This is a genomic window from Sphingobium sp. Cam5-1, from assembly GCF_015693305.1.
Lineage (GTDB): Bacteria > Pseudomonadota > Alphaproteobacteria > Sphingomonadales > Sphingomonadaceae > Sphingobium.
The window spans coordinates 841,762-868,366 of record NZ_CP065139.1; the positions used below are offsets into that span (position 1 = coordinate 841,762).

General features: G+C 64.0%; 25 protein-coding genes. 17 read left to right on the plus strand and 8 right to left on the minus strand.

What is annotated here, in order from left to right:
• Positions 1–178: 178 nt before the first annotated feature.
• The 9 genes from IZV00_RS17760 to IZV00_RS17805 all read left to right on the plus strand — a co-directional run bounded on the left by IZV00_RS17760 (position 179) and on the right by IZV00_RS17805 (position 10,456).
• The gene (locus IZV00_RS17760) at positions 179–952 is read left to right on the plus strand and encodes a nucleotidyltransferase (RefSeq protein ID WP_196226930.1); all 774 of its coding nucleotides are present in this window, start codon (positions 179–181) and stop codon (positions 950–952) included.
• Positions 936–1,679, plus strand: a complete 744-nt coding sequence (locus IZV00_RS17765) for a metallophosphoesterase family protein (protein WP_196226931.1) — start codon at positions 936–938, stop codon at positions 1,677–1,679. The genes IZV00_RS17760 and IZV00_RS17765 overlap by 17 nt, the downstream gene beginning before the upstream one ends.
• Before the next feature lie 144 nt (positions 1,680–1,823).
• Positions 1,824–3,521, plus strand: a complete 1,698-nt coding sequence (locus IZV00_RS17770; protein ID WP_230463410.1) for a ShlB/FhaC/HecB family hemolysin secretion/activation protein — start codon at positions 1,824–1,826, stop codon at positions 3,519–3,521.
• A gap of 36 nt (positions 3,522–3,557) precedes the next feature.
• Positions 3,558–4,118, plus strand: a complete 561-nt coding sequence (locus tag IZV00_RS17775) for a 2OG-Fe(II) oxygenase (protein WP_196226932.1) — start codon at positions 3,558–3,560, stop codon at positions 4,116–4,118.
• Positions 4,119–5,137: 1,019 nt separating this feature from the next.
• Complete coding sequence (locus IZV00_RS17785; RefSeq protein ID WP_230463411.1) at positions 5,138–6,070, plus strand: hypothetical protein; 933 nt, start codon at positions 5,138–5,140, stop codon at positions 6,068–6,070.
• 88 nt (positions 6,071–6,158) lie between these two features.
• The gene (locus IZV00_RS17790) at positions 6,159–7,316 is read left to right on the plus strand and encodes an EAL domain-containing protein (protein WP_196226934.1); all 1,158 of its coding nucleotides are present in this window, start codon (positions 6,159–6,161) and stop codon (positions 7,314–7,316) included.
• Positions 7,317–7,345: 29 nt separating this feature from the next.
• A complete protein-coding gene (locus IZV00_RS17795; RefSeq protein ID WP_196226935.1) occupies positions 7,346–8,335 on the plus strand; it encodes a ParB/RepB/Spo0J family partition protein in 990 nt (329 codons plus the stop codon).
• A 240-nt stretch (positions 8,336–8,575) separates the two neighbouring features.
• Positions 8,576–9,655 (plus strand): Rieske 2Fe-2S domain-containing protein, encoded by a 1,080-nt coding sequence (locus tag IZV00_RS17800; protein WP_196226936.1) that lies wholly within the window; start codon positions 8,576–8,578, stop codon positions 9,653–9,655.
• 123 nt (positions 9,656–9,778) lie between these two features.
• The gene (locus tag IZV00_RS17805; RefSeq protein ID WP_196226937.1) at positions 9,779–10,456 is read left to right on the plus strand and encodes a hypothetical protein; all 678 of its coding nucleotides are present in this window, start codon (positions 9,779–9,781) and stop codon (positions 10,454–10,456) included.
• 182 nt (positions 10,457–10,638) lie between these two features.
• Here the strand turns inward: IZV00_RS17805 and IZV00_RS17810 are convergent, their stop codons facing one another.
• Positions 10,639–10,830 carry a hypothetical protein gene (locus IZV00_RS17810; RefSeq protein WP_196226938.1) on the minus strand — a complete coding sequence of 64 codons (192 nt, stop codon included), beginning with the start codon at positions 10,828–10,830 and terminating at the stop codon, positions 10,639–10,641.
• Positions 10,831–10,901: 71 nt separating this feature from the next.
• On the opposite strand from IZV00_RS17810, the gene IZV00_RS17815 reads away from it, so the two are divergent.
• Positions 10,902–11,312 carry a low affinity iron permease family protein gene (locus IZV00_RS17815; protein ID WP_196226939.1) on the plus strand — a complete coding sequence of 137 codons (411 nt, stop codon included), beginning with the start codon at positions 10,902–10,904 and terminating at the stop codon, positions 11,310–11,312.
• A 180-nt stretch (positions 11,313–11,492) separates the two neighbouring features.
• On the opposite strand, the gene IZV00_RS17820 is transcribed toward IZV00_RS17815, so the two are convergent.
• Positions 11,493–12,263 (minus strand): SDR family NAD(P)-dependent oxidoreductase, encoded by a 771-nt coding sequence (locus tag IZV00_RS17820; RefSeq protein WP_196226940.1) that lies wholly within the window; start codon positions 12,261–12,263, stop codon positions 11,493–11,495.
• 30 nt (positions 12,264–12,293) lie between these two features.
• A complete protein-coding gene (locus IZV00_RS17825) occupies positions 12,294–13,364 on the minus strand; it encodes a Rieske 2Fe-2S domain-containing protein (RefSeq protein ID WP_196226941.1) in 1,071 nt (356 codons plus the stop codon).
• A gap of 123 nt (positions 13,365–13,487) precedes the next feature.
• Here IZV00_RS17825 and IZV00_RS17830 point away from each other — a divergent pair, with 123 nt between their 5' ends.
• Entirely contained in the window at positions 13,488–14,225 is a 738-nt protein-coding gene (locus IZV00_RS17830; protein ID WP_196226942.1) for a helix-turn-helix domain-containing protein, read from the plus strand.
• Here IZV00_RS17830 and IZV00_RS17835 read toward each other — a convergent pair.
• The 5 genes from IZV00_RS17835 to IZV00_RS17855 all read right to left on the minus strand — a co-directional run bounded on the left by IZV00_RS17835 (position 14,222) and on the right by IZV00_RS17855 (position 19,314).
• Positions 14,222–15,160 (minus strand): AEC family transporter, encoded by a 939-nt coding sequence (locus IZV00_RS17835; RefSeq protein WP_196226943.1) that lies wholly within the window; start codon positions 15,158–15,160, stop codon positions 14,222–14,224. The genes IZV00_RS17830 and IZV00_RS17835 overlap by 4 nt on opposite strands.
• A 116-nt stretch (positions 15,161–15,276) precedes the next feature.
• On the minus strand, positions 15,277–16,131 hold the full coding sequence (locus IZV00_RS17840) for a sugar phosphate isomerase/epimerase family protein (protein WP_196226944.1): 855 nt from the start codon (positions 16,129–16,131) through the stop codon (positions 15,277–15,279).
• Between the two features lie 12 nt (positions 16,132–16,143).
• Positions 16,144–17,043 carry an NAD(P)-dependent oxidoreductase gene (locus IZV00_RS17845; RefSeq protein WP_196226945.1) on the minus strand — a complete coding sequence of 300 codons (900 nt, stop codon included), beginning with the start codon at positions 17,041–17,043 and terminating at the stop codon, positions 16,144–16,146.
• Between the two features lie 229 nt (positions 17,044–17,272).
• The gene (locus IZV00_RS17850) at positions 17,273–18,517 is read right to left on the minus strand and encodes a CaiB/BaiF CoA transferase family protein (protein WP_196226946.1); all 1,245 of its coding nucleotides are present in this window, start codon (positions 18,515–18,517) and stop codon (positions 17,273–17,275) included.
• The gene (locus IZV00_RS17855; protein WP_196226947.1) at positions 18,514–19,314 is read right to left on the minus strand and encodes a crotonase/enoyl-CoA hydratase family protein; all 801 of its coding nucleotides are present in this window, start codon (positions 19,312–19,314) and stop codon (positions 18,514–18,516) included. The genes IZV00_RS17850 and IZV00_RS17855 overlap by 4 nt, the downstream gene beginning before the upstream one ends.
• 99 nt (positions 19,315–19,413) lie before the next feature.
• Here IZV00_RS17855 and IZV00_RS17860 point away from each other — a divergent pair, with 99 nt between their 5' ends.
• From IZV00_RS17860 to IZV00_RS17885, 6 genes are all read left to right on the plus strand, one after another.
• Complete coding sequence (locus IZV00_RS17860) at positions 19,414–20,283, plus strand: LysR family transcriptional regulator (protein WP_196226948.1); 870 nt, start codon at positions 19,414–19,416, stop codon at positions 20,281–20,283.
• Positions 20,284–20,371: 88 nt separating this feature from the next.
• Entirely contained in the window at positions 20,372–21,526 is a 1,155-nt protein-coding gene (locus IZV00_RS17865; protein WP_196226949.1) for an acyl-CoA dehydrogenase family protein, read from the plus strand.
• Positions 21,527–21,539: 13 nt separating this feature from the next.
• Positions 21,540–22,463, plus strand: coding sequence for an acyl-CoA dehydrogenase family protein (locus IZV00_RS17870; protein ID WP_196226950.1), 924 nt, complete (start codon positions 21,540–21,542; stop codon positions 22,461–22,463).
• A gap of 131 nt (positions 22,464–22,594) precedes the next feature.
• Positions 22,595–24,031: an NAD-dependent succinate-semialdehyde dehydrogenase gene (locus tag IZV00_RS17875; protein WP_196226951.1), complete on the plus strand. Its 1,437-nt coding sequence runs from the start codon at positions 22,595–22,597 to the stop codon at positions 24,029–24,031.
• A gap of 190 nt (positions 24,032–24,221) precedes the next feature.
• Positions 24,222–25,301, plus strand: a complete 1,080-nt coding sequence (locus IZV00_RS17880; protein WP_230463412.1) for a zinc-dependent alcohol dehydrogenase — start codon at positions 24,222–24,224, stop codon at positions 25,299–25,301.
• Between the two features lie 31 nt (positions 25,302–25,332).
• Entirely contained in the window at positions 25,333–26,604 is a 1,272-nt protein-coding gene (locus IZV00_RS17885) for a sulfotransferase family protein (RefSeq protein ID WP_230463413.1), read from the plus strand.
• Position 26,605 lies beyond the last annotated feature (1 nt).

The following is a 26,605-nucleotide window of genomic DNA, read 5'->3' on the forward strand; positions in this document are numbered from 1 at the left end:
AAGGCACATGAAGAGGCTCGCGGCGCTCGCTCCCACCCCTAACCCTTCAAACGAGTCACGTGCCTCGTTTGAACGCCTGCGGGAGGGGAACAATGAGCGCGCTCACCAGCACAGCCCCATCACCAGACACGAAAAGGCCCACGGAACACTCGCCTCCCTCGCCCGTTGCCTTGCTGAAATGACAGCAGACCCAGCGATCTTCGATCCGCCGCCGGACTCGGTGGCCTTCTACACCGAAAGCCTCCAGCATCTGGTGGAATCCGGCATCCCCTTCATGCTTTCGGGCACCTACGCGCTGGGCTGCCACACCGGCATCGTCCGCCCGACCAAGGACCTCGACGTCTTCTGCAAGGCAGGCGACGCCCCCCGCATACTCGCTTATTTCAAGCATCTTGGCCATGAGGTCGAGTTCGAGGACGAACGGTGGATCGGGAAGGTTTGGAAGGATAAGAAATTCTTCGACGTCATCTACAACATCTCATCGGCCAGCGTCCCGGTCACCGAAGAGTGGTTTCGCGAAGAAGATCATGCCGAAGTCTATGGCATCAACGTCCGCATCACGCCGCCGACCGAATTCATCCTGTCGAAAATCTTCATCCAGGACCGTTATCGCTATGATGGGGCCGATGTCGTCCATGTGATCCTGCGCCAGCACGACCGGATCAACTGGCAATGGCTCCTCGACACGATGGAGCTGCATTGGGAATTGCTGCTGATCCATCTGCTCAATTTCCGCTTCATCTATCCGACCGAACGCCATTGCATTCCACTCTGGCTGTTCGAGGAACTGCTGGGCCGCTTGCAGACGCGATCGGAACTGCCGGTGCCCAACATCCGGGTATGCCGGGGGCGGCTCCTGTCCCCGCGCGATTATCTGATCGATATCACCGAATGGGGCTTCGCCGATGTGGTCGGCAAGGGCCTTGAGGAGAGCCATGACCGCAATAAATGAGCCCGCCCGGCACGAAGGGCTGACCCTCGCCGCGATCGGCGACCTGCATGTTACGGACACCTCCGAACATCGATACCGCGCGATGTTCGAGGAAATATCGGAGAAGGCCGACATATTGGCGCTGTGCGGCGACCTCACCAATTTCGGCAAGTCGCGCGAGGCGGAAATATTGGCCGAAGACTTACGCGCCTGCACCATCCCCACCGTCGCGGTGCTCGGCAACCACGACTATGAATGCGGCCAGCCCGAAGAAGTCGCCCGCATCCTCCACGGCGCGGGCGTGACCGTGCTCGACGACCAAGCTGTCGAAATAAAGGGCGTCGGTTTTGCCGGGGTAAAGGGTTTCGTCGGCGGCTTTGGCCGGGGCGAACTCGGCGCCTTCGGGGAAAAGGGCATCAAGACCTTTGTCGAGGAGGCGATCAACGAGGCGCGCAAGCTGGAAAACGCCTTACGCTCCTTGCGCACCGACCGTTGCGTGGCGGTGCTCCATTATGCGCCGGTGGTGGACACGGTGGAGGGAGAGCCGCCGGAAATCTTCCCTTTTCTCGGCTCGTCGCGGTTGGCCGAAGCGATCGACCGCTTCGACAATGTCCGCTTCGCCGTGCATGGCCACGCCCATCGCGGCGCTTTTGAAGGCCGCACGCCCCGAGGCGTCCCCGTCTATAATTGCGCGCAGTTCGTCGTGTCGGAACGGTTCGATCGGCCCTACGCCCTGATCGCGCTGTGACTGGCGGGCCGATCCCGCCAATTTGGCGACAATCGCCGCTCGTACCGGCGAACAATCGGCCAAAATGCACCAAATCGGTTCCACTTGCGGAGCAAATCGCAAAGACATTGCTCTAGGCCCTGATGCTGGCAGGCGTCATTTTCCATGGCGCGGCGCGACATGGGGCAAATGGGTTTCGACAGGGTAATCAACGGGCTGAAGGCAATTGTGGCGGCGGCGGCGCTCGTCACAATGACCGCCCCTGCAACGGCGCAAATTGCCGGGCCGGGAGAGACTTCGTCTGCGCCACTGATCGACCGGGACAGGGCCGATCGGGTTACACCGGGCCTCGCGCCTTCCCCTTCCGTGACTGTCGCCGCGCCCGCCCCTGCGGTCGGGACGGTGGGCAATTCGGCCGAAAGCGTCCGGCTGGCGCGGGTGCATTATATGGGAACATCCCTGCCCGTGCCGCTGCTGGACAAGGCGGTGGCTCCGTTGATCGGACGGCCATTGACGCGTGAGACATTGCAGGCGGTGGCGAAGGCGGTAAGCGATGCCTACGCCCGCAGCGACATCGCCTTTTATGCCGTCTCCATCCCGGCGCAGGTGCCCGCAGGGGGACAGCTGATCGTCAAGATCATCGAAGGACGGGTGAAGGAATATCGGCTGGCGGGCGTTTCCCCCAGCATGCCGACCCGCCTGATCGATGCGCAGATGCGGCGGCTGAAGCGCGATACGCCGCTGCGCAAGGCGACGCTGGAACGCGTGCTGGGCCTGCTGCGCGACATACCGGGCCAAAGCGTCGAGGCGCGAATGCGGCAGGGCGAGGGCGAAGGCGACCTGATCCTGGACCTGATCGTCAAACGGGAACAGGTGCAGATCGGCATCCTGATCGACAATAGCGCCGTCAGCAACGTGATCGACGGCGTGCAGGCGCAATTGTCGGTCACGGCCAATGGGCTACTGCGCGAAGGCGACAGCACACGGATCGCGGGCTATTTGCCCTTCTACCCCGAACGCTATCAACTCTATTCCCTAAGCCACTCCACCCCGATCGGCAGCAATGGCACGACCCTGTCCGCCAACATCGCCCATATGAAAAGCCGCGTGCGCGACCGGCCGATCAAAGGAGAAGCGACGCTGGCGGGCATGACGATTAGCCACGCGCTGGTCCGTTCCAACAAGACGAACCTGACCGTCAACGCCTCGATCGACGGCATCGACAGCAGCAACTATTTCCTCGACGTCCGATTTGGCGACTATAAATCGCGGGCGGTGCGGCTGGGCGCGTCCTGGTCGCATTCCGACCAGCGGCAGGGACAAGCCCTGTCGGCGGTCGTCAGCCGGGGCGTCGGCATATTGGGCGCGCGGGCCTTCACCGGCTTTTCGGAAAAAATCTTCACCAAGGTCAATGTGCAGGCGATGGCCGTGCGCGCCCTGTCCAAACGCGTCGCCCTGAAACTGAATGCAAAGGCGCAATATTCCCGCGACAGGTTGCCGGTGACAGAGCGTTTTTCACTAGGCGGCAGCGGCGCTGGCATGGCGTTCCCCTTGGGGATCAGGACCGCCGAACAGGCCATTGCGGGCGGCGCTGAACTCAGCTGGACCCCTGCGCGATCCGGGGTTTTGCAAAAGGCGACGCTCTTCACTTATGCCGATGGCGCGGTCGCGCATGCGGTGGCGCGGCCCTATTACCGCCTGCCGCCTGAAAATTTCTCGCTCGCATCGGCTGGTGGCGGCGTGCGCATCGGCATCGGCAGCAAATGGCGGGCGAGCGCGGAAGTAGCCGTGCCGATCAAGCGCATCGCCAGCGCAGATTCGCGCCGGGCGCGCTTTTTCTTCGGGATCGGACGCGCCTTCTGACCCCGTTTTGCGTGTACGCAAAGGAAGGCTGAGATCATGAACAATGTGTGGGAAGTGTGGCCGTCGGCACTGACGGCCGCCGAGTGCGATGCCATCGTCAAGCGGGCGGACTTCTATGCCGACCAGTCGGCGACGGTCGGCTTTGCGGACAGCAGCCGCGACGATCAGGCTTATCGGTCCTCCATCATCCGCTGGTTCGATCCGTTGCGGGAAAAGGACATCGTCGATCGGGTGATGCAATTTGTCGGCGCCTCCAACCGGACCAACTTCGGCGTGGACATCGTCGCGCCTTACGAAGTGCAGTTCACCGAATATCACGGCACCCAGCAGGGCAAATATGACTGGCATCAGGATGTGTGGCTGGAATCAGGCCGCCCCTTCGACCGCAAGCTGTCGGTCGTGGTCCAACTGTCGGAGCCGGACGAATATGAAGGCGGCACGTTCGAGTTTTTCTGCGTGGCGCAACCCGGCGCGACATTCGCGGCGCGGGGAAGCCTGCTGATCTTTCCCTCCTTCCTCCAACATCGGGTGCTGCCGGTGACGGCGGGGGTGCGGCGGAGCCTGGTGACCTGGGTCGAAGGGCCACGCTGGCGCTAGAGCATGATCATGTTTGAGTGATCGTCACCCCGGACTTGATCCGGGGTCCCGCTTCTTTTCTGACGCTACTGAGGCAGCGGGACCCCGGGTCGAGCCCGGGGTGACGGAAAAGCTGCTCGCCTAATCCGTTCCCTCTGTCCACTGCCCAGACTGCATCAGAAAAGATCGAACCAAAATGGACAAAGCCCAAAAACATCCCGTCGTCGCTCTTTTGCGCGCTTAAAACCTCACCCAACCCCATTTTCCCCAATCTCACCCCCAATTTCCACCCAAAAGCCCCACCCTCGCACCATTTGCGTACCTAATCCCACCCTTCCCACATCTCCTCCCACGCCTCCAACCCCCCAACACCCCAATCTCACCAAATCGGTGATTTTAGAACAAGCCGTAAGGGAATGCCGTGCTTAGCCTTGTGGCCTTGCGATGATGTTCGCATTGAACAGGGAGGTTATAGCATGTCTTTGGTTGGGCCAGCGCGGTCAGGGCGGCGTCTGCTGCTTTGCGCCACGGCGATTCCGCTTTTCCTACTCGGCGCCTGCTCTGATGGCGTGGGTTTCAGTGTCCGCACGGCAGGGGGCAAGACTCCCTCCGGGCCATCGGGTCCAACCGGTCCCAGTGGCCCGACTGGTCCCGGCGGCGGTCCAACTGGGCCGAGTGGTCCGAGTGGTCCATCCGGCCCCAATGGCCCAGATGGTTCCGGCGGTCCCACTGGCCCCGGTGGCCCTACCGGTCCAGGCGGTCCCACTGGCCCCGGTGGCCCTACCGGTCCAGGTGGCCCCACAGGTCCCGGCGGTCCCACGGGGCCAGGTGGTCCGACAGGCCCCGGCGGCCCAACAGGCCCCAGCGGCCCAACAGGACCGAACGGTCCTACTGGACCCGGAGGTCCCACTGGCCCGACCGGCCCGTCTGGACCGAGCGGACCCAGTGGTCCTGGCGGCCCGACGGGCCCGACCAGCGGCTCGCTGATCGGGATCAATCTGGGTAATCAGGCGATCACGGGTCCGACAGGCCCCGGATCATTGGTCGGCCTCAATGCCCTGTCCGACGCCGGGAGCGCGACCGGAACCGTTGCCACGGTCAATCTGCTGAACGGCGATGGCACCGTCGTGCAGGCCACCCTGCCAACCACCGTCGCGGGTGTGCAGCAGGGACTGGCGCCGGTGGGTTCGCTCGCCGGGACCCTGCTGGGCGATCAGGCGGGCAGCACCGTCACCCAGCTGACCGATGGCCTCGCCCCCGTAGTGGCAACGGTGACCTCTGCCGCCACCCAGGTGACGGCGCCAGTGCTCGACACGCTGAACGGCGCGCTCGCCCCCATCACCGCCCCGCTTGTCGGCAGCGATGGTGCGCTTGCCCCCGTTACGGGTCTGGTCGAAACTGTCGCGGGCGGCCTGACAGGTGCGCTCGGCGGTGGAGGCGAAGCGCCGGGCGCGCTGCTCGGCGGGCCGCTGATCGGCGCCAATGTCGGTGGTGAGGCGGTAACGGGTCCCTCCACCAGCGGCACGCTGGCCGGGGTCAACCTGTTGCCGTCCACCTCCGCCACGGCCCCCGCGCAGGGCCAGCTGCTGACAGCCGATGTGCTGACGCAGGGGACGATCGTCGATGTGACGGTCCCGACAACCACGGCGGGTGTGGAGGCCGGGCTCGCGCCGGTCGGCAACCTCGTCGGCGGCGTGCTGGGGACGCAAGCGGGCGCTGCGGTCGATCAGGTCGTGACCGGCGCCGCGCCCGTCGTCGCCACGGTGACATCCACCGTCGACAGCGTCGCTTCCCCCGTGCTCGATGCGGTCAACGGACTGGCCCCGGCGCTGCCCGCAGGCGGTAGTGGCGGCGGGGAATCGCTGCTGGCGCCAGTAACCGGATTGCTCGGTGGCGCTTCGGCTCCATCGACGGGCGAGCAAAGCCCGGTCGCGCCAGTCACCGGCCTGTTGGGAGGCTTATTGGGTCGCTGAGCCTTCCCACGGAGGGGAGAGGAGGCGGTGGGCGCCGCCTCCTCGAACCTTCCTGTCCCTTTCTTTGCGAGCCGGAAAGGATCTGCCTTTGACGAAACCCCATCAGGTCGAGCATCTGCTCGATATAAGTCTCAATAATTTTCATGCGATCGAAGCGGCCTATGGTGCCGGAGCCGCCTGTGGCGCGGTCGATCATGTGACCCATGCGGCGCGGCGGCATCTGGGCCGCATCAACCTTCGCGGCGTGGAGGGAGGCCGGATCACGCTGGCCGCGCGCTATCCGCTCATGCTGTCACTGCCCATGGGAATGCTCGTCGAAAGACTCTGCGAGGCACTCGACAGCGAACCATTCCGGTACGAAGGCCGCGATATATTGCTGTCCATATCCGCAGGCCATGCCGCCACCGGGGAAGGGGAGGCGCGCGCCCGGCTCGCCGCCTCCACCTTGCATCAAGGGGCTATCGCCATCCGACCCGGCGAGGCCACAGCCCTGTACTGCCAGGATATGGCGGAGGCGGCCGCCCTCTTGCATCAGGTGCAGGACGGCACGGCCTTCCTCCGCTGGCGCCCCGTGTCGGGGGGCGAAAATGAAGGCGCCACCCTATATCATGAAGCGACGCTGACCGGCGAGCATGTCGACTGCGCCACAAGCTACACCGCGCTGGAACGGCTCGGCCTGGCCCATCTGATCGACCGATTGCTGGTACGCGACGTACTGCGCGAGCTGGAAGGCGACCCGACCGCCTGCCTGTCCGTCGCGCTATCGCCGCAAAGCCTGTCCCTCAATCTGCATGGCGAAGAGGCGGGCTGGGGCGAACTGCTCGATCGACTAAGGCACGCCCCCCAAGTCGCACGGCGGCTGGTGATCGAGATCAGCGACCATAGCGACATCATCCTGTTTCGCGACGCCCTGGCCTTTGTCAGGACCTTGCGCGCGTTGGGCGTCCGGATATCGGTATCGCGCTTCGGGTCGGGCCGCGCGTCGGTAGGGCAGCTGATGGCACTGTCCCCCGACATGGTGAAGCTGGACAGCCCGTTCCTGCACACTGCATCGGAAAGCAACCGGTCGCGCGTCGCCTATCTTCTGGGTCTTGCCCGCACCATGACATCGACCGTGATCGTCGAAGGCGCCGAGTCATCCTACGCTGATCCCGCTTTTGCGTACACGCAAAGCAGGCTCCCGCCGCCCCTCACTCGCACCATTACGGACACAGTCCAGCGGGCGGGGCAGGGGACATGGCGCTAGGGCAGTCCCAGCAATGGAGGATGAATGGAATGGTGGCCCTGATACGGGAGATGATGGCAACGCTGTCCCGCGATGGCAAAAGCGGCCGTGCGGCCGTGGCAGAGCAGGAGGCGCTGGGTCGCCTGGACGACCGGCTCACCAGCTTTGCCGAGGCCAGGATCGACAGCCGCGCGCCGATGCTGATCCGGCCGGACGAATGCGTGGTCTGGGACGGCAATCCGCGCGATCAGCCCGGCCTCAATCCCGATAGCTGCCGGTCGCTGATCGAATCCATCGCGGCCGAAGGCGGCAATCGCATTCCCGTGCTGGTGCGGTCGAACCCCGGCGCGTCGGAGCAGCCCTATCAATTGCTGGTCGGCAGCCGCCGCCGCTTTGCGATCGACTGGCTCAATCATAATGGCCGCCCTGAATTGCGCCTCAACGCGCTGCTGGTCGAGCTATCGGACGAGGAAGCCTTCCGTCTCGCCGACATCGAGAATCGGGAACGCGCCGACATTTGCGAACTCGACCGCGCGCGCAGTTATCAGCAGGCGGTGGACCGCTTCTACGGCGGCGTGCAGTCGCGCATGGCGCAGGCGCTGGGCCTGTCCAACAGCCAGCTCAGCCGCCTGCTCGCCCTTGCCCAACTGCCCGAAGAGGTGATCCAGGCCTTCGCTACGAAGGAAGATCTGAAGGTCCGCTATTCCGAATTGCTGACCCCGCTGCTGCGCAGGTATGAGCAGCGCGCGGACGTAATCGCCGAAGCGCGGATCATCGCGACAGAGCAGCAGGCGCGCGCTACCGGTGACGGGCCGATGCTGCCGTCCGCAACGGTGCTGTCCCGATTGCGTCAGGCCGCCGCGCGGCGCCCCCGAGATATGGGGGAGATCGCCATCCTCACCGGCGGCGACCGCATCGGCCGGGCACGGGTCGCCAAGGGGGCCGTCATGCTGGATGTCAGCGTCGCCAACGATGCCGATCTCGACGCCTTGCTCGCGACCTTGCGCGAAACCATATTGGCCGCGCGGGCGATGGCTTAGGCGGCCACGGCGCCGTGACTTTGCGTCTACGCAACGTCGGGGTGACGCCGGGCGGCCTTTTCTCCAATGCGCAGTATTAAGGGCCGGTTCAAGCTTATTGGCGATAAGTAACTTGCGCGGGCGGAAGGCTTTGCGTAAATTATATGGCATCAGTTATCATCGACGGGCTGATCGCCATATGGTTCATATGGGCGAACGGCCCGCCCTGCTACGCCAGGTAGCGAGTGAGAGGATCAAGAAATGGCGACATCGTCGGACTATCGTCTGGGAGAATTCACCTTCCCTCGTGGCTGGTTCATGGTGGGCGAGAGCGCCGAGGCGACGAACGTGCCCAAGGCGATGCGCTATCTGGGCCAGGACATGGTGATGTACCGTGGCGAGAGCGGCAAGGTCTATGTGACCGAAGCCTATTGTCCGCACATGGGCGCGCATCTGGCGAAGAACACGACGAGCTACATCGTGCGCGATGGCGAGCAGGTGGAGGGCGAGTCGATCCGCTGCCCGTTCCATGGCTGGCAATATGGCCCCGACGGCCAGTGCAAGAACATCCCCTATTCCGACTTCGTGCCCAAGGCGGCGAAGCTAAAGACCTTCCCGGCGATGGAACGGGCGGGCACGATCTGGATCTGGCATGATCCCGAAGGCCTTGAACCCAATTTCGACCTGCCTGACTTTGGCGGCCATTATGACGCACCGGGCTGGGTCAACTGGAAGATCGACTATATGGGCGATCTTGATATCCACCCGATCGAGGTGGTCGACAATATGGCCGACTTTGGCCACTTCATCCCGATCCATGGCGCGAAGGATTTCGTCTACTTCGCCAATGAGTTCAAGGATCATATCGTTCACCAATATTATGCCGCCGGGCACCGCACGCTGACGCTCAATCCGGAGGACGTGCTGACGCTCGACACCTGGTATACTGGCCCCTCGATCCTCCAGTCGGAGATGGCCGGGACGTTCGACAGCTTCATCATGATCACCCACACCCCGATCGAGGATGGCAAGATCCGCGTCTGGCATGGCCTGATGGTGCAGGTGAATGACGGCACCGCGCCCGTCACCGACGAGCTGCGCGCCGCAGCGCTCGAATATCAGGAAGGCAGCCGCCTGGCCTTCGCGCAGGATGTCGAGATCTGGCAGAACAAGAGGGCCTGCCTCAACCCGCTCGTCATCCCCAATGACGGCCCCTATGGCAAGGTGCGCAGCTGGTACAAGCAGTTCTACAACCCCCGCGACAAGACGCCCGACATGCACAAACGCACCAATGGCCTGCATGTCACACTCGACAAGCGTAGTTCCACGCAGGCGGCATAATGGCGGAGCAGGTTGCGCCAGCGGTCGCTTGGCGCAACTAACCGCGTTTAGGATGGATGGCCCGATCGGGCGGATTTTCCACGCAATACGGACCGTGTGAGCGGCCGGATCAGGAGGCATGAAATGGCGACGTTGGCGGTAGAGGCACAGGATTGCATGCGCTCGATGGGGCATGTTGCCCTATATTATCCGAATGCGGAGGACGGCCCTGTCGCGGCCAAGCTGCTCAAGCTTCTGGGCTTCGTGGAAACGCAGATGCTGCCCTTTCCCCAGGGAAACTTCTATCGTTTCGTGGTGCATAACGACAACCGCAACCGCGGCGATGGCATCTTTTACCTGGCGGCGCTGCCCGCGGCGCAGGCCGCGCTGAACAAGGCCGCGCGCGAAGCGCTGGGCTATGGCACGGACAAGGAACATGCGGCGGTTGCCGCGCTGCGCGAGGCGGTGGAATCCGACCCCGAATATACGTTCCACATCGGAACGCTGGTCGATTCTTTCGAAGTGATCGAAAAGATGACGCTCGCCCTCATCGACGCGAACGAAAATGATCCGGACCTGAAGGGCCGCCTGAAGGTAAAGGTCAATCGCCCCCGTCAGGGCAATGCGGAAATCGATGCGCAATTGGACGCGTCACCCGCCTTCGGCAACGTCACGCGCTATGCCTATGGCCGCAACGGCCTTCAGCTGTTCGTCGAGACGGATTTGCTGACCAGCGGCCAGATCGGCGACACGCTGATCCTGGAATTCGACTATGTGTGGCCGGGCTTTGACAGCCACATTCTGTCGGTGGTCGAACTCTAAACCACAAGTAGCAAGGGGAGCCTGCTCGCAGCCGCCGATTGCGGCACAGGCTGCTCCCTGACCCCCATGATCAGCGTCAGATGTATGCGGCAAGCTGCGCCGTCTCCCCCGCATAGATTAGTTGATGCACCACATCATGTCCCGCCCCCACAGTTTCGGCTGGCATTGTTGACGGCCTCATTTTACGTCTCGTCCACGCGATAGGACAGCCATCGCAGCCCCATCCCGACGATCGACGTCACCACCCCGGCGGCGAGGCAGAGCGACAGTAGCGGGTCGCTATGCGCGCTTTGCCATGACACGAAGCCCAGCAGGATCACGCTCAGGGTAGATATTGCGTATCCCGCGGCTTTTATCGCAGCGGCGTTGATCATTTCGCTTGGTTGAATGTTTCTAAATGTTGCTGGTTCCGAATGGCCAGCGGCAGCAGCATTAGGGACATGATATGGACCGCATCTTCACCGCCATGGCCACCCGGATCGCCTCGGCCGCTGGCCAGCCGCTCAGCTTTGTGTTCGCACTGGGGCTCATTCTGATATGGGGCGTGACCGGCCCGTTGTTCGGCTATTCGGACACCTGGCAGCTGATCATCAACACCGGCACGACCATCGTCACTTTCCTGATGGTCTTCCTGATCCAGAACAGCCAGAACCGCGACGCCGCCGCCATGCAGGCAAAGCTGGACGAGGTCATCCGCGCTCTCGATGCCGCGCGCGAACAGTTCATCGGGATAGAGCATCGCAGCGCGAGCGAGGTCGAAGAAATCCGCGCCGCGCTGGAAAAGGAAGTCGGCCGCGACGAAGGGAAGGCCGGTACAGCCGACGATAGCGTCGAACATGTCCTGCGGCGGACTTAGAGCATGTTCGAAGCGGATGAGTTTATGCCTTTCCGTCACCCCGGGTTCGACCCGGGGTCCCGCTGCCTCGGCGGCGTCAGAACAGAAGCAGGACCCCGGAGCAAGTCCGGGGTGACGATCACGCAAAGGGTGGTAAAACCTCCCTCCTAAGAACCTCTCACAAACCGCCCTACGACAGCATCAGACCCCGAAGCCGCCCGACACCGATATCACCTGCCCGGTCACATAGCGGGCGCGTTCGGATGCGAAGAACACCGCCGCCTGGCCGATATCCTCCGACTGCCCCCAGCGCTTCAGGCACAGCAGCTTCTTGGTCTCCGCGATCCAATAATCGTCGAACACGCCCTGCGCGGTCAATTCATGGAACATGCCCGCGTCGATCACGCCGACCAGCACCGAATTGGCGCGGATCTCATATCTGCCCTCTTCCTTGGCGATGCCCTTGATCAGCGCCTCGTTCGCTGCCTTGGGCGCCACCGACAGGCCATCGAGCTTGGGCCACCAATCATGCCCCGCCGATCCCAGATGGACGAACGACCCGCCGCCCTTTTCGCGCATGTGCGGGATGAAGGCGCGGGCGGCATTGTAAAAGCCGAACACCTCGACCTCCATCGCCTGACGGAACTGCTCATCGCTCCATTCGGCGATCGCGACCTGCGGCACCAGCGGCCCCGCGCCCCACACGACGCTATGCACGCGGCCATGGGCAGCGGTGGCGGACGCGACGACCGCATCCACCGAAGCGCGATCGCGCACATCGACCTGATGCAGGCTGGCCTTGACGCCCAGCGCTTCGATCGCCTGCGCCGTCGCTTCGGCCACGTCCTTCTTGCTGCGATAGCAGATGGCGACGTCCGTGCCCGACTTGGCGAACTCTACCGCGACGCCTTTGCCGATCCCGCCGCTGCCGCCAAAGATGAGCGCCGCGCCTTCCGGGAAATCCCTGTTCATTTCTATACTATCCTCTGTTTGTTATGAATATCATTCGGCCGCTGCGGCCGTCGGCGCCTGATCCAGCCCTTTGGTGGCATGGTCGCCATTGGCGCGGCCCTGATGGCCCGCCGCCTGCGCGCGCGGATTGTAGAATTGCCGATACCAGGCACGGTTGCGGTGGAACGGCCCATCGGTCGGCAAGCGCAATATCTGCAACGCGGGCGCTTTCGTCCGCCAAATCTCGAAATCCTGCGAGAAGGCGGACAGGCCAAGCTGCTGATATTGCCCATGCAGTTCGACATCCTCTGCCGAGGGCGGCACCTGCCGTCCCCGTGTGATGATGCCATGCCACACATGGGTCACGCCATCCTCGACGGGCGTGTGCAGCACGATCTGCACCGCATCCGTCTCGCCCGAAAAGCGCGCGATCAATATGCCCGGCCCAGTATAATAAGCATCGACGTCCAGCACGCCGCCCTCGCTGGTCATCGTCTCATGGCCCCCGCCCGACAGCTGCCGCCCGGTGACGCCCTCAAAACGCGAGTTGAAATAGGCAAGCCGCTGCCCATGGACCGGCCCGAAATGCCGCGCATCGACCAGATTGTCGATAATCTCCTGCGGATGCACAGGAATCTGCCCCAGATCATCATAGATGCAGCGCACCCAGCCCGCATCCTCCCATTCCGGCAGGTCGGGCAGGGGATAGTCCGGCTCCATCTGCTCGGGATCATGCCAGGCGAAGAGGCATCCGAACCGCTCCTCCACCGGAAAGGCGCGCACCCGCGCCGCCGGGGGCAGCGGCCCGTCGAAATAGGGCACATTGTTGCAAATGCCATCCGGCCCAAAGCGCCACGCATGATAGGGGCAACGGATCGAGTCCCCCTCGATCCGCCGCGCGCCCGCGCCCGAACTTTGCTCGGCCGCCAGATGCGCGCCCATATGCGGGCAATAGGCATCGAGCAGCGCCGCCCGCCCGCTTTCCCCACGATACAGCACCAGATCGCGCCCGAACATGCGCAGCGCGGTGGGCGCAGCAATGGCATCCTCGGCCCGCGCGATCATGAACCAGCCACGGGGAAAGGTGAACTCTCCCAAGCCATAGTCGGCCGTGGTCGCCATCCGTCCATCCTCTCTCTTATTGCGCGCGCATAGTGGGACAGGCACGCCACCGGATCAATTCACGCTTGCCCCCGGCAATCATTATATGATCCCATGCGATCACCTAATGATCGGACCTCAGACATGCCCCAGAATGAAAGCCCCGGCGTCGCCGCCATCCTGGCCCAGCTGCGCCACGAACTGCGCGTGCAAGGTGTCCGGGTCGCAGACCTCGCCGCCCGCATGGACGTCGCGGAGCCGACCCTCTGGCGCTGGCTGCGGGGCAGGGGGCTGACGCTCGACAATCTCGACCGCCTCTGCCTCGCCATCGGCATTGACGTGCGCGACCTGCTCGCCCGATCAGCCGACAGCGGCGCGGACCGCTTCACGCTGGCGCAGGAGCGCATCCTCGCCGCCGACCGCAGCCTCGCGCTGCTCTTCTTCCTCATCCTCAACGGCGCGCAGCGGGCGGAATGTCAGTCGACGCTCGGCATCGACACCGCGACCCTGGACGAAGCGATTGAGCGGCTCCGGCGCCTCGGCCTGGTCGACAGCCTGCCCGGCGGACGCCTGCGCCCACTCACCAGCCGCGCCGTCCGCTGGCGCCCCGGCGGCCCGCTCGACCAAGCCTTCAACCGCGTGGTGAAGCATTTCTTCCTCGGCCCCTCGCTGCTGGAGGGGGATGCCCGCTATGTCTCGGACATGCTCTGGCTCGGCCCCAACGGCCGCGACCGGGTGCAGGCCCTGTTCGAACGGCTGCGCGACGACGCCTATCTGATCGCCCGGCAGGAACGCGAGGCGGCAGCGGACATCGGCGATTGGTCCGCGCTGTTCCTCCTCGTCCGCCCCTTGGCAATGACCAGCGTCACCGAGGATCTTTAAGCCCCCAGCCACCACAGCATGCCGATCAGCGTGATCGACGCCAGCGTCGTGGTCAGCGTGACCGCCCAGGCGCTCAGTTCCATCGCCCATCGCCCCGCCTTGCCCGCCAGCACAAAGCTCGACGCTCCGCACGGCATCGCCGCCATCAATATCGCGACCTTTGCCCAAAGCGGCGGGATCGGCGGCAGCATCCACAGCAGCCCCGCCGTGATCAACGGTTGCACAAGCAGCTTCAACGCCACGACCCGCCCAATCGGCCCGGGCGTCGCGGTCTCACGGGGCAGCGCGATGAAAATCCCGATCGCCGTCAGCGCGCACGGCGCCGTCGCCTGCGCCAGCGTCTGCATCAATATGTCGGCCGGCCCCGTCAGCGGCAGACGCAGCACCGACCAAACGCACCCCAGCACCGCCATGAAGATCAGCGGATTGCGCACCGTCGACCGCGCCGCCAGCTTCAATCCCGTGCCCACCCCATGGCCCTGGCTCGCCGTCACCTCGCTCATCACCAGGCCGACCGTGAACACGATCGCCGAGTAAATCAGCATCGTCACGGACACCGGCGCGACTGCCTCCGGCCCCCAGGCCAGCGTCGCCACCGGCAGGCCGATGAAGCCCGTATTGCTGAAACAGGCGCACAAAGCCGCGATATTCGCATTCGCCCCCGACCGCCCGAACCGCCGCGCAATCGCAAAGGCCAGCGCATAGGTGATCAGCGCGCCCAGCGTCACTGCGATGAACATGCCCGGCACGGCCAGGTTGCTCGGGTCCATATGCGCGATCGAACGAAAGGTCAGGATGGGCAGGGTGATGGCGATGACGAAGCGGTTCAGCACCTCGAATGCGCGATCGCCCAATATGTCATAGCGCCCGCACACATAGCCGATCAGGATCAGCCCGAACACCGGGACCAGAGCACCCAGGATCGTCACAGCCATGAAAAGCGCCCCTCATGCTCGACGGCGTCGCTCCCGCCGCGATGCGCCTCCTATGACAGGGCGAATGCGGCGGAAACGCCTTTCTGCGCAATCGTCAATGCGCGCAGGACAATCAGCTAAGCGCCAAACTGCGCAACGCTGCTGTCAAAACTACGCCGCACGGCCTCGGCCAAAGGCAACTGGCGAAACGCATCCGACAGGATTTCCACGCCATAAGGGCCTTCATAACCCGCCCGACCCATCGCGCGGATGAAGCCCGGCACATCAAACTCACCCTCGCCGCACAGCTTGCGATGGCGCATCGTATCTTCCGTGATCTCGCCCTGCATCGCCATCATCGCGTCGCACAGTTCAGCGGCGATGATGAAGCGCGCAGGCAACCTCGCAACCTCGTCCATCGTGCCGCCAGAGCGCATCACATGCCAGATATCGACCAGCAACCCGCCATTGGCCGCGTCCGCCGCAGCCACCATCTCCAACGCGGCGCCCAGGTTCGGCAGCGTGGAAAAGGGCAGCATCTCCAGCCCGATCATCAGCCCATGATCCGCCGCCTGCGCACAAAGCGCCGCAAACTCGCCAGCCAGATCGTCACCCGCCGGATCGTCGGGCAGGAACGGCGGCATCACCTTGATATGCCGCGCACCCAGCGCATCGGCGGCGCGCAACAACTCCGCCCTGGCCGCATCCGACCGCGTGCGCCGCTCCCCCGATGCAAACCAATCCGCCAGATATTCCAGCTCAACGATCTTGTGCCCAGCGTCATCCAACAGCCGCTTGAGCGAGCCATAATCCCGCCCGCTCGCCTCCCAGGCGAGCAGGTCGCCCAGCCAAAAGCCGGTCCCTGCATAGCCCGCGCGCGCCGCCGCTTCGATCCGCTGCTCCAGCGGAAAGCGGCCCAGATTGTCCGGCCGGTCAGGCCGGACATTGCCTGCCGTGGTCCAGCAGGTGGCGATCAGGTGCGGCGCGCCCACGGCCTTGCCGGTTCAGTCCATCCGGGGCGTCTTGATACCCGCATTGCGGCAGGCATAGTCGAGCAGCGCCGAATAATCCTTCGTGGCATAGTCCGTCGCCCGCGCGCCGCCAAATGCCGCATGCGCCGCCGCGCCCATGGGCAGGCCGACGCGGTTTTCCGCCGCCGCATTCATCGCCAGCGTCAGGTCCTTGAAGGCGAGGTCGATGGTGAAGCCGGGCTCCACATCACCCTTCAGCACCTTGTTCGCCATCAGCACATGGAAGGAACCATTGCGTGCCGTAGTGCCCCCGGTAACATCATGCATGGTCTGGATGTCGAGGCCCAGCTTCGTGCCAAGGGCGATGCATTCCGCGTCGATCTGCGCGGTCGACAGCAGCATCAGGTTGTTGATGATCTTCATGCGGCTGCCCATGCCCGGTTTGCCGCAGCGGTAGATGTCGGTGCCCATGGCTTTCAGCGCCGGTTCCACCCGCGCGAAATCCGCGTCCTCGGCGCCGACCATGAACAGCGATTCTCCGCGTTCGGCATGGAAAGACAGTCGGCCGATCGGAGAATCCACGAAGGAAATGCCCTTCTCGCGGCATGCCGCTGCGACGCGATCCGTGCCCTTGCTGTCGATCGTCGACAGGTCCATCAGCAGCGATCCCGCGTCGATATTCGCCAGCACGCCATCCTCGCCCAGAACCACCGCCTCGACATGCTGGGTCGCGGGCAGCACGGTGATGACGATGTCCTGGCCCCGGCTCGCCTCGGCAACGCTCGCCGCCTTGGCCGCGCCGAGCGCCGCGACCTTGTCCATCTTCTCCGCGTCGATGTCGTACACGGTGACCGCAAAGCCCTTGCGCTGAAGGTTCGATGACATGGGCAGACCCATGGCGCCCAGGCCGATGAAACCGATCTTGGTGGTCATGCTAAATTCCTCTCAAATTTGAGCCGGGCGTCCCCAGCATTGTGAACCCTGATCTCCCACTCTTTTCCAGAAGTGGCTTAAAGATTGTTCGCGCAGAGGCGCAGAGATCGCAGAGACCAGATCGCGCCGAAGGTGCCCTCTTTGAACCCTTGCCTCAAAAGGCGATGGGAATGGAGAATGGGGCTTCGCCATAAACTCTGCGCCCTCTGCGCCTCTGCGCGAATAAAAATCAATGCAGCTTTTCCGCGATAACCCCCGCTTCCACAAGCGCCGCGATCTGCCCTTCGGACAACCCCAGCACGTCGCTCAACACATCGCGCGTATCTTCCCCCGAACGCGGCGGCGCACGGCGATAATCGGCGGGCGTCTTGGAAAATTTCCCCGGATAGCCCAGCACCTTGACCGGCGTACCGTCCGATCGGGCCATGTCCTTGATGACCCCGCGCGCGGCAATATGCTCGTCCGCCAAAATGTCGGGTATCTCATTGACCCGCCCGCCGGGCAGCTTGGCGGCCTCCATCGCGGCGATCAGATCGTCCGACTTCCACTTGGCGATGGCAGGCCCCATTTCCTCCTGCAACGCCTTGCGGTTGGGCGACCGGTTGCCATTGTCGATAAAGCGCGGATCGTCGGGCAGGTCCGGCCGCCCGATCAGGTCGCAAAAGCTGCGAAACTGCCGGTCATTGCCCAACGCCACGAGGATGTCGCCGTCAGAGCAGGAGAAATCCTGATAAGGCACCGTATTGGGATGCTCATTGCCCAGCCGCCGGGGGATCATCCCCCCGTTCATATAGTTGGACGCCTGATTGGCGAGCAGCGCCACCTGCGTGTCGAGCAGCGACATGTCGATATGCTGGCCCTCGCCCGTGCGGTCGCGATGAGCAAGCGCGGCGAGGATCGAAATCGCCGAATACAGGCCCGTCACAAGATCGCTGATCGGGATGCCGACCTTCATCGGCCCGCCGCCCGGCTCACCGTCGGGACGGCCGGTGATCGACATCAGGCCGCTCATCCCCTGGATCAGGAAGTCGTACCCGCCGCGATCCTTATACGGTCCATCCTGACCAAAGCCGGTGATCGAACAATAGATCAGCTTCGGGTTGATCGCCGACAGCGACGCATAATCCAGCCCATATTTGTTCAGGCCACCGACGCGGAAATTCTCGACCACGATGTCCGCGCCCAATGCGATCTGCCGGATCAAATCCGCGCCGCGCGGGTCGGCAAGGTTGATCGCGACCGACTGCTTGTTGCGGTTGGCGCACAGATAATAGGCCGCGTCCTTAGACCCGTCGTCCAGGAAGGGAGGCCCCCAGCGGCGGGTGTCGTCGCCTTGCCCCGGCTGTTCGACCTTGATCACGTCCGCGCCCAGATCGCCTAATATCTGCGTGGTCCACGGCCCTGCCAATACGCGCGAAAGGTCGAGCACCTTGATCCCCGCCAGGGGACCGGTTGAGGTCTGCTGATCGCTCACTTGTTCTTGAACTCCGGCGCGCGCTTGCCAAGGAAGGCGGCGATCGCCTCATGATGATCTTCGGTATAATGGGCGAGCGACTGATAGCCCGCCGCCATTTCCAGCAGCGTCGGCAGCTTCATGTCAGCTCCTTCGCGCATCAGCCGCTTGGCCATGCGCGTCGCATGACCCGGATTGGCGGCGATCTTGCCCGCCAGTTCCAGCGCCCGGTCCATCAGCTTGTCGGCGGGCAGCACTTCGGCGACCAGCCCATATTCCAGCGCGGTCTTGGCGTCGATGGCATCGCCGGTCAGCGTCATGATATTGGCGCGCTGCGGTCCGATCAGGCGCGGCAGCAGCCACCCGCCGCCGCCACCCGGAATGATGCCCAGCTTGACGTAGCTTTCTGCGACCACGGCGGTGTCGGCCATCAGGCGGATGTCGCACATGCAACTGATGTCCAGGCCAAGGCCGATCGCCGGGCCATTGATCGCGGCGATGATCGGCACTTCCAGTTCATGGATGGCCGGGCCAATCATCTGCACGCTGGTGCGATAGGCGTTGCGAATCTCATAGGGCGTGCCGCCGAACATGCCCGTTCTTTCGGCCATATATTTGACGTTGCCGCCCGCGCTGAACGCCTTCCCATTGCCGGTCAGGACGATCGCCCGCACCGAATTGTCGCGCACCATCTGGCGGCAGAAATCGACGATTTCCTCGCTCTGCTCGACCTCGGTGATGGTGTTGCGTTCGTCGGGACGGTTGAAGCGGGCTACGACGACGGGGCCGTCGCGCTCGACGAGAAGGAACGGTTCCAAGCGGGACTCTCCCAAACTGAAAAGATCGCAAGGACGCTAGGCGCTCGCTTTCTATCAAGCTAATATTGATTTTCGATTGTTCGATATATGGAAGCTATCATGGAACTGCGCCAGCTCCGCTATTTCGTCATGCTTGCCGAAACCGGCAATTTCCATCGCGCGGCGGAGCGGCTCAACATGTCGCAGCCGCCGCTGACGGTCGCCATCCGCAAGCTGGAGGAAGAATTGGGCGCCGCCCTGTTCGTGCGAAGCGCGCGCGGCGTCACGCTGACGGCGGCGGGCCGCGCTTCGCTCGACATGGCGCGGGCGACCCTGGCGCAGGCCGATCGCTTCCGGGAAGCTGCGCGGGAAGGCGCGGCGGGGGAACGCGGTCAGTTGCGGGTGGGCTTTGTCGGATCGGCCACCTTCGAACTGCTCCCGCGCCTCATCGCCGAATATCGCCGCCGCTATCCCGCCGTCGAACTGGTGCTGGAAGAAGCAACCAGCGCCGAAATCGCGCGAAAGCTCGCCGCTGCCGAGCTGGACGTGGGCCTCGTCCGCCTGCCCTTGCTCCAGATCGCGGCCGTGGACACGCAGGTCATTGACCCCGACGAACTGCACGCGGCCTTGCCCGAAGGCAGCCCCTTCGCCGACGCCGACAGCGTGGAACTGGGCGATCTGGCGCAGCAACCCTTCATCCTGCAAAGCCGCATCAGCGTCCTCCACTCGATCACGCTCACCGCCTGCCAGAAGGCCGGTTTCATGCCCATCGTCGCCCAAGAAGCCGCGCAATTGAGCGCCGTCCTCGCCCTGGTCCGCTCCGGCCTCGGCGTCGCGCTCGTCCCCTCCCGCGCCGCAGGCTCCGTGCCCCAGGGCGTCCGCCTCGTCCGCCTTGCAAGCCAGGTGCCCGTCCTCACCGGCGTAGCGCTCCCCCGTGACGCCAGCCCACTAGCCAAAAACTTCGCCGCCATCGCGTCCAATAGCCAATAAGTATCGAAATAGCCAAATTCGATATTGGACTATAAAGCCACAAAACGCGATCTATTCGCTACTTCCTTAATGGTTTCACGAGGTCGGCTTGTTCGAAACACTCACCCTTTCCACCCTGCCGCCCGAGGATGAGGCAATCCGCCCCGCCCTCCGCGCGCTCATTCAGGAAGCCATCGCCGAACTGCCGGTACACCGCCGCGCCCGATCCTGGCAGGGTTTCGACGCCGCCTTCAGCCGCAAACTGGGGCAGGCGGGTTATCTCGGTCTCTCCCTCCCCAAGGAATATGGCGGCGTTGGCCGCGGCCCCTTCACCCGCTTCGTCGTGGTCGAGGAACTGCTTTCGGCAGGCGCCCCGGTCGCCGGGCACTGGATCGCCGACCGCCAGAGCGGCCCACTGATCCTGCATTACGGCACCGAAGAACAGCGCCGCTTCTACCTCCCCCGCATCTCGAAGGGCGAAGCGCTTTTCTGCATCGGCATGAGCGAGCCGGGCTCCGGCTCCGACCTCGCCAGCGTGCGCAGCCGCGCCGAGCAGCAGGCAGACGGCGGCTGGCTGCTCAACGGCCAGAAGATCTGGACCACCAACGCGATGCACAGCGATTATATGATCGCTCTCGTCCGCACATCGGGCACCAGCGCCGATCGGCAGCAGGGGCTGTCCCAGCTGATCGTCGACCTGAAGGCGCCGGGCGTCAGCATCCGTCCGATCGTCGACCTCACCGGCGACGCGCATTTCGCCGAAGTCTTCTTCGAAGACGTCCGCCTCGCGCCTGATGCCCTCATCGGTGCGGAAGGGCAGGGGTGGAAGCAGGTCACCGCCGAACTCGCCTTCGAACGCAGCGGGCCGGAACGCATCTATTCCTCCGTCGTGCTGATCGACGCCTGGGTTCGCCATCTGGAAGCGGTCGGACGGAAGGACAGCGCCACCCTGCGCCTCGTCGGGTCGCTGATGGCGCAGCAGGCGGTGCTGCGCGAAATGTCGCTCGCCGTGACCGCGCGTCTCGTCGCGGGTGAAAGCCCGGTGGTCGAAGCATCGCTGATGAAGGACCTCGGCACCAGCTTCGAACAGGCTGTGCCGCAGCTGATCGGCGATGATCTGGCAGCCAATCCGGACGAGCCGGTCGATCCTGAACTCTACCGCACCTTGCTTTACGTCACCCATATCGCGCCCAGTTTCTCGCTGCGCGGCGGCACGCGTGAAATCCTGCGCGGCATCATCGCCCGCGGCCTTGGCCTGCGCTGAAGGGAGCCACTTCATGGACATGTCCGAACTGATCGATCCCTTCGCTCGCCTGATCGAAGACGTCTGCACCCCCGCCGCGATCCGCGAGATCGAGCGGGGCGGCGGCAGCAGCGCGATGTGGAACGCCTTTGTCGAATCCGGCTTTCTCGACGCCCTCGTCGCCGAGGAGAAGGGTGGGGCAGGGCTCTCGCTGGAGGACGCCGCGCCGCTGATCGCCTTGCTCGGCCGCCATGCCGTGCCTCTGCCGGTCGGCGATACGATGATTGCTCGCGCGCTTCTCGCCGCCGCTGGCGTTGAAGCGCCCGAAGGCCCGATTGCCATCGCTACGGGCGCGGGCGCAGTGCCCTTCGCCGCAGTCGCCTCCCACATCCTGTCTGGCACCCCGGATGCGCCCGTGCTGACCCCCGCGAATGTCGAGGCTACCGGTGTTCCGCATGATGGCGATGCCTATGCGCGTGGTGTCAATGGCGCGGCGCTGCGTCCTATCGCGGCTGTGCTTCGGGCGCAGCTCATCTCCGGCGCGGCTGGCCGGGTCATGGAAATGACCGTCGCCTACGCCAATGAACGCGTCCAGTTCGGCAAGCCCATCGGCAAGCAGCAGGCGGTGCAGCAGCAATTGTCCGTGCTGGCGGAACAGGCCGTAGCCGCCCGCATCGCCGCTGCCATCGGCGCACGCTCGGGCCTTCAGCCCAAGCTCACCGACGCGGCGATCGCCAAGCATGGCGCAAGCCTCGCCGCAGGCCAGGTCGCCGCGATCGCCCATGCCGTCCACGGCGCCATCGGCATCAGCGAGGAATATGACCTGCAATTGCTCACCCGCCGCCTGCATGGATGGCGGCTGGCCGATGGTTCGGAAAGCTATTGGGCCGGTGTTCTGGGTGAGTTGAGGCTGGCGGCCGCTGTATCGCCGACCGCTGATTTCATTCGGGGCGCCTGAACCCGCGCCTTTCGCTGGCGGCCGGACCTTTCCCCTACCGATCAGGAAGGGTAAGAGGCCGCCAACCCATGCGCCGCTGATCGTCAAGGGATGAGCTTTGCAGCGCACCCAAGAGCTGGAGAACCCTGCACATGACCAATTCGACGCCACGCCCCATCATCGACGGTCAGGAACGCAGCCAGGGTTCGCTCGGCACGATGAAGCTGGTCAATCCGGCTACCGAAGAACTGATCGCGACACTGCCGTCCTGTGGGGCGGAGGAAGCCGCTGAGGCCGCGCGGCTGTCGGTTGACGGTTTCGCGCAATGGTCCGCCATCTCGCCCTTCGAACGCAGCAAGGTCCTGCGCCGCGCCGCTGACCTGATGCGCGCCGAGGCCGACGAAGCCGCCGCCGAAATGACGCGCGAGGGCGGCAAGCCGCTGGCGCAGGCGCGGGGCGAATGGCTGGGGTCAGCGGACCTGCTCGACTGGTATGCGGAAGAAGGCCGCCGCGCTTATGGCCGTCTGATCCCCACGCGGGCGAGCGACATGCGCTGGGCGGTGCAGCGCCGCCCCGTTGGTCCCGTAGCTGCGTTCACGCCGTGGAACTTCCCGGCCTGGACCGTCATGCAGAAGGTTGCACCAGCATTGGCGGCAGGTTGTTCGGTCGTGCTTAAATGCGCGGAAGAAACACCGAGCGCCGGGTGGCGCATTGGCCGGGCACTGCTGGCTGCTGGCCTGCCACCCCGCGCGATTAGCGTGATCTGGGGCGATCCGGCGGCAATTTCCGCCACCCTCTGCGCTGCGCCGGAAATTCACAAGGTGACGCTGACCGGATCGACCCGCGTCGGCCGCCTGCTCGCAAGCGCCGCCGGGCAGCACCTGAAGAAGGTGACGATGGAGCTTGGCGGACATAATCCGGTGATCGTCGCGCGGGATGCCGACCTTGCCACGGTTGTTCCGCTCGCGACCGAATTCAAGTTTCGCAATGCGGGACAGGTATGCGTCTCGCCCACGCGCTTCCTGGTTGAAAAGCCGCTCTATGCCGATTTCGTCGCGGGTGTGGCTGAAGTGGCCAGCAAGCTGCGAGTCGGTGACGGCATGGCTGCGGACACGCAGATGGGGCCGCTAACGACAGCGGGTCAGCTTTCCAAGATCGAGGCGCTGGCGGCTGACGCGGTGCAGCGCGGTGCTAAGATCGAAACCGGCGGGTCCCGGATCGGCAATCGCGGCTATTTCTTCCAGCCGACCGTCCTGTCAGGCATGACGCCCGAAATGGACGCGATGAATGAGGAGCCGTTCGGTCCCCTCATGCTCGTGATGCCGGTCGATGACATCGACGCTGCGCTGACGGAGGCGAACCGCTTGCCCTATGGTCTCGCCTCTTATGCCTTCACCAACAGCATGAGCACCGAACGCAAGATTTCCGAAGGAATCTATGCGGGCATGTTGGGCATCAACCATTTCGCGATGGCGATGCCGGAAACGCCCTTTGGTGGCGTCGGCGACAGCGGCATGGGGTCCGAAGGCGGCAGCGAAGGCATGGAAGCCTATCTGCGGCCCTTCCTCATCTCCGCCAAAATCGGATGAAATAGCCGTCATGCCCCGGCGTGAAGGGGCCGTCTAATGCTGATCGAATGATGCTGCCCCGTGCCTGTCAAAAAGGTGCGGGGCAGTTTTCGTTCGCCCGGCATTCGGCCGCCGTCAGCCGCTTCTCTTCTTGACTCGGAAACTGATTGGTTTACCAGTTTTGCCGAGCAAAAAGTGAGGAGAGGACGTCATGAGCGATTCCCAAGGCGCGGGCGCGAATCCGGATCAACAAAATTCCGCAACCATGCCGCTGGCGCGCGTTCATGGCGTTGGCGACATGCGCGTTGATCAGGTCGCGATGCCGGTCGTCGGTCCCCATGATGTGCTGGTGCGCATCGGCGCCACGGGCGTGTGTGGCAGCGACATCGGTTATGTTGCCGCAGGCGGCCTGGGCGGCGGCGCGCCGCTCGCTGAACCCCTGCCGATCGGCCATGAATTTGCAGGCATCGTGGAAAAGGTGGGGTCGCAGGTCCACGGCATTCAGCCGGGCCAGCGCTGTGCCGTCAATCCCGATGCGGGCCTTATCGGTGGGGGCGGGCCGACGGGCGCCTTCGCTTCGTTCATCCTTGTGCCCGATGCGCGCGCCGGATCTGACATCTGCCCCATCCCCGACAGCCTCCCGCTTGAAAAGGCCGCGCTGGCCGAGCCCCTGTCTGTGGGCCTGCATGGCGTGAATATCGGCCGGGTACAGCCGGGCGACAAGGTGGTGATCCTCGGCGCGGGTCCCATTGGCCTGTGCACGATCATCTGCCTTCGCCATCGTGGCGTGGAGGACATATTGATCGCCGACTTGTCCGACGCGCGGCTCGAACGCGCGCGCCAGCTTGGCGCTGCCGTCACCGTCAATCCATCGCGCGAACCGTTGGTCGAGGCGATCGGGAAAGCGCACGGAACCGGTGAGAGGTTCGGCATGCCCTTTGTCGGGAGTGACGTCATCATCGACGCGGCGGGTGCGCAGCCGCCACTGGCTGAGTTGCTCGACGTCGCCAAATTCCGCGCGCGGATCGTGATCGTCGCGCTCCATAAGAAGCCGATGCCGGTCAATCTGTGGAAGATGATGGCCAATGAGTTCAGCATTTCCGGGTCGATCGCAACCGACCGCGAGGATGAGTTCAACGAATGCCTCCAGATGCTGGCGAGCGGCGAGATCAATGTCGATCCGCTGATCAGCCATCGTATCGCGTTCGACAAATTGGATGAGGCCTTCCGCATTGCTGCGGATACCGAAGCGTCGGCCAAGGTCATCGTCACTTTCCCCCAGACTGCGTGAAGCTGGCTCCAGCCGCGCCAAAGGATCAACAATGAGCGAAACCATGCAGCCCGAGCCGCAGGAAATTCATATCGACGACATGGCGGACCCGATCGTCACGCCGATGATCGCCGCAGCCCGTCAGGGACCCGCCGACCGGCCTGACCGCATGACGGTGGACGATGTTCTGGCCCAGGCCATCGCCAATTCCGGCGGCCTTGATGATTTTGGTGAGGATCAGAGCTTTCGCGAGCGCATGGCGGTGACGCTTCAGGCGTGGGATGAGGATGAAGGCCTGACCCGTGGCGGCCGCATCACCCTGCTCGACCATCTGGTGCGCGTGATGGTGAACCGCCTGCGGATCGAGGATATCGTCAAACGGCATCCGGAAATCCTCGACATCCAGATCGATCGTCCGCTGTTCATCGCGGGGCTGCCGCGTTCGGGGACGACGCATCTCGTGAACTGGCTCGCGCGGGATGAGCGTCTGCGATCCCTGACGCTGTGGGAAGCCGAGGAGCCTGTCCAGGTGCGCGAACTTGCGCCGGGCGAAGTTGACCCGCGCATAACCCGCAGTGCCGAACTATGGAGCGCGTTCGAAGCGATGCTGCCCCACATGGCGGCGATGCATGGTATGGATGCCGCATCGATCCATGAGGATAATGAGCTGCTCTATATGGATCTCAACTGTTACAGCTGGGAGTTCCAGTCCCGCATTCCGCGCTGGATCGACCATTATTTCGCCCATGACCGGACCCCCAGCTATGCCTATGAAAAGAAGGTGTTGCAGGTGCTCACCTGGCACCGGGGGCCTAATCGTTGGCTGCTGAAATCACCGCAGCACATGGAAAATCTGGCCGCGATCAAGGCTGTTTTCCCCGACGCCACGATGGTCATCACGCATCGCGATCCCATCGCTGTTCTGCGGTCGCTGACTACCATGCTTGGCTATAGCGACCGTATCCGCCGCGATCCGGTCGATCCTCCTGCGCTTGCTCGCCTCTGGCTGGACCGGATCGAGCGGCTGCTGCGCGCCTGTGTCGATCAGCGGGACGCATGGGGGCCGGAACAGTCGATCGACCTGCTGTTCCACGAATATATGGCCGATCAGGAACGGGTGATGCGCGAAGTTTACGCGCTGGCGGGACTGGAATTGACCCCAGAGGTCGAAAATCAGCTGCTTGGCTATCTCAACGAAAATCCGCGGAACAAGCATGGCAAGGTGATCTACGACCTCGAAGGGGTGTTTGGCCTGAACGAAGCCGCCGCGCGGGAACGCTTCGCCTTTTACTATGACCGATTTCCAGTGCGGCATGAGGCCTGAT